At 68.6% G+C, this 2606-nt stretch carries 5 protein-coding genes; all 5 read left to right on the top strand.

What is annotated here, in order from left to right; genetic code table 11:
* Nucleotides 1–544, top strand: a 544-nt coding sequence (locus tag AC5RUJ_RS14270) for a septum formation family protein (protein ID WP_494156048.1), incomplete at its 5' end; no start/stop codon positions are given.
* A gap of 194 nt (nucleotides 545–738) precedes the next feature.
* A complete protein-coding gene (locus tag AC5RUJ_RS14275) occupies nucleotides 739–1110 on the top strand; it encodes a glyoxalase superfamily protein (RefSeq protein ID WP_494000799.1) in 372 nt (123 codons plus the stop codon).
* 424 nt (nucleotides 1111–1534) lie between these two features.
* The gene (locus tag AC5RUJ_RS14280) at nucleotides 1535–1783 is read left to right on the top strand and encodes a hypothetical protein (protein ID WP_493978913.1); all 249 of its coding nucleotides are present in this window, start codon (nucleotides 1535–1537) and stop codon (nucleotides 1781–1783) included.
* 191 nt (nucleotides 1784–1974) lie between these two features.
* The gene (locus AC5RUJ_RS14285; RefSeq protein ID WP_494073948.1) at nucleotides 1975–2364 is read left to right on the top strand and encodes a VOC family protein; all 390 of its coding nucleotides are present in this window, start codon (nucleotides 1975–1977) and stop codon (nucleotides 2362–2364) included.
* 48 nt (nucleotides 2365–2412) lie between these two features.
* Nucleotides 2413–2606 (top strand): acylphosphatase (locus AC5RUJ_RS14290; RefSeq protein WP_494156049.1); only part of this gene is annotated, 194 nt, incomplete at its 3' end.

Here is a 2606-nt window from a genome sequence, read left to right on the forward strand (position 1 = left end):
AGCCTCCGGCGGCGGGTACGCCAGCGGTCCTGCCGCCGGCACATCCCAGGGACCCGTCCGGCTGGCCTCTCCCCCGCCGGGTCGCCCGACCATGGCACCCGCGGAGACCGTGGGAGCAGCGGATCCGGAGGGCACTAGTGCCTACATCGACGACTTCCTCGCCACGCAATGGTCTTCCGGCGTGGAGCCCTCGGCCCTGAGTGAGGCAGCCGTCGGCGACTGTGTGTTCTTCGATTGGGAGTATTCCTCCGGCCCCACGACCACCGCGTTGTTTCAGGTGCCCTGCCAGGAACCGCATGAAGGCGAGATATTCGGCACCATCACCCACGCCGGCGAGCTGTATCCGGGTCAGTCAGCACTGGAACGCGAGGCCGGACCCCGGTGCGGCGAGGTGATGTCCCAGTTTCTCGAAGCCCGGTTGATTCCGGACGGCACGCACCGGCTCTTGTTCCCTACGCAAGCGGATTGGGATTCGGGTGATCGCACGTCCGTTTGCCTGTACCACCCCGGCTCCCTGTTGGAGCGCGGCTATTTCGGGGATTAGCTGGCCGCGGCCGCCATCGGGTGCATCATCTCTGGTGGCCACAGCTGCTCCCACCCGTGCCGCCTGGCTCCCACCCGCGCCGTCTGTTCGAAAAGTCCGAGGGGCGCAGGCTCCCTCGGGTTGCGGACAGGGCATGACCGCGATCCCGCGCCGGACCCTACCGCCGGGTGCCTGCCGGCGCTAGCGTGTCCGGCATGGAGATGAAACTCGAACTGGTGGCCGTGCCGGTCACCGACGTCGACCGGGCCAAACATTTCTACGTTGAGCAGGTCGGCTTCCACGCCGACCACGACCACCGGGTAAGCGACGGCCTGCGGTTCGTGCAGCTCACGCCGCCCGGCTCGGCCTGTTCCATCGTGATCGGCGAGGGCATCACGGAGATGGCACCCGGCTCGCAGCAGGGGCTCCAGATGGTCGTTGCCGATGCCCAAGCGGCCCGGGAAGAACTGCTCAGCCGCGGCGTCGCAGCGAGCGACGTGGACGCGCAGCCGTGGGGTAAGTTCGTCTACTTCAGCGATCCGGACGGCAACACCTGGGCGCTGCAGCAGCTGCCGCCCAGGGACTAACCTGCCGCTCGCGTGCTGGCCCCTGAGGCTTCCGGGCCTGGCCCGTGGCGCCGCAGCGCCGCGGGAAACCGCCCGCCGTCTGCCGTGGATGCAGCCTGGCTCCGCCTGCGACCACCGGCGAGGGCCCAAAAAACTTTTCCTGCTCCGGCGGAATAATCCGGCCCTCCAAAGGTGTTCCTTAAAGTGAGACTGCCAACGGACAGCTGAGGGACCACCAACAAGTTTGCAGCAGGGATCAGCGGAGAAGCTCTTTCCCGCGCCCTGCCGCCTCGCAGCCCCTGTCGTCAGCGCTCGCCGCCATCTGGCAGGAGCCGGCGCTTCACGCCTGACGAGCAGTCCCCGAACGATGCCACGGCAGGGTCGGCCCCACAGCTGATCCGCCTGGCACAGCACGCCCTTACCGCCACAACACAGGAGGTCACGGATGACACTATCCGCACCCGGTCAGTCCCCGCTGGTCAATTCCACCCCCACCCGTATCCGCAATCTCGGACATCTGCGCCGCGGCGATTCGGTCGAGGCCCGCATGGACAATGCCGTCCAGTACCGGGGCCGCGTCGACCGTACCGCGCCCGGCGTCGGCCTGGTGTGGATCCGTGATGAGGCGGACGGCTCGCGCCGCGCCATCAGCACGCAGGACTGCACGGTCTGGCGGCTGCCGCAGAAGGGCTGACATCAGCACGGGGCGGCACAGCCACCCCAACGGAGCGGACGGCTTCGGCGACCACACGGCGCCGGCGTCGTCCGTTGCTTCGTTAACCCGGACCTTCCGGGTTCTGCGCTTGTCCGGCGGGCCTGGCCGGAGTTGAATGGAGCCAGCATTGGGGCCGGCGTCCGTCCCGGCCACCGCCTTCGGAGCATGCCATGGCCGTCTCGTTCAACCACACCATCGTCTACGCCGCAGACAAGAAGGCGTCGGCGGAATTCTTTGCGGAGATCTTCGGCCTCGATCCGCCGCAGCCGATGTTCGGACACTTCATGACGGTCCTGCTGGAGGGCGGCGTGGCACTCGACTACGCGGACACCGCCGGGAACGTGCAGCCCCAGCATTACGCCTTCCTGGTCGCCGAGGACGACTTCGACGGGATCCTCACGCGCATCCGGTCGGCCGGAATCGCCTACTGGGCAGACCCGGGCCGCAGCCGGCCCCAGCGAATCAACCGCAACGACGGCGGCCGCGGCGTGTACTTCACCGACCCGAACGGCCACTTTCTGGAGGCCATCACGCGCCCCTACGGTTCCGGCGCTGCCTGAAGCGAGGCGCCGTCGTACGCTGGACCGATGTGCGGACAGGAGCGAAGCATGCAACAGGAACCCACCGGGGACGTCCGCCTGAGCGCGACGGTGAGCGGCCGGGTCCAGGGAGTGGGCTTCCGGTACTGGGCACGGGAACGCGCCGAACGCCTGGGGCTGGTGGGCTCGGCCGTGAACCAGGCGGACGGCACCGTGGGCGTGGTGGCAGAGGGGCCGCGCGATGCGGTGCGCCAGTTCGCGGC

The sequence above is a fragment of the Arthrobacter sp. Y3223164 genome, assembly GCF_059091005.1.

Excerpts from the sequence above, each read along its gene's own strand:
- AC5RUJ_RS14275 (WP_494000799.1), top strand. The coding sequence starts at position 739 with ATGGAGATGAAACTCGAACTGGTGGCCGTGCCGGTCACCGACGTCGAC.
- AC5RUJ_RS14280 (WP_493978913.1), top strand. The coding sequence starts at position 1,535 with ATGACACTATCCGCACCCGGTCAGTCCCCGCTGGTCAATTCCACCCCC.
- AC5RUJ_RS14285 (WP_494073948.1), top strand. The coding sequence starts at position 1,975 with ATGGCCGTCTCGTTCAACCACACCATCGTCTACGCCGCAGACAAGAAG.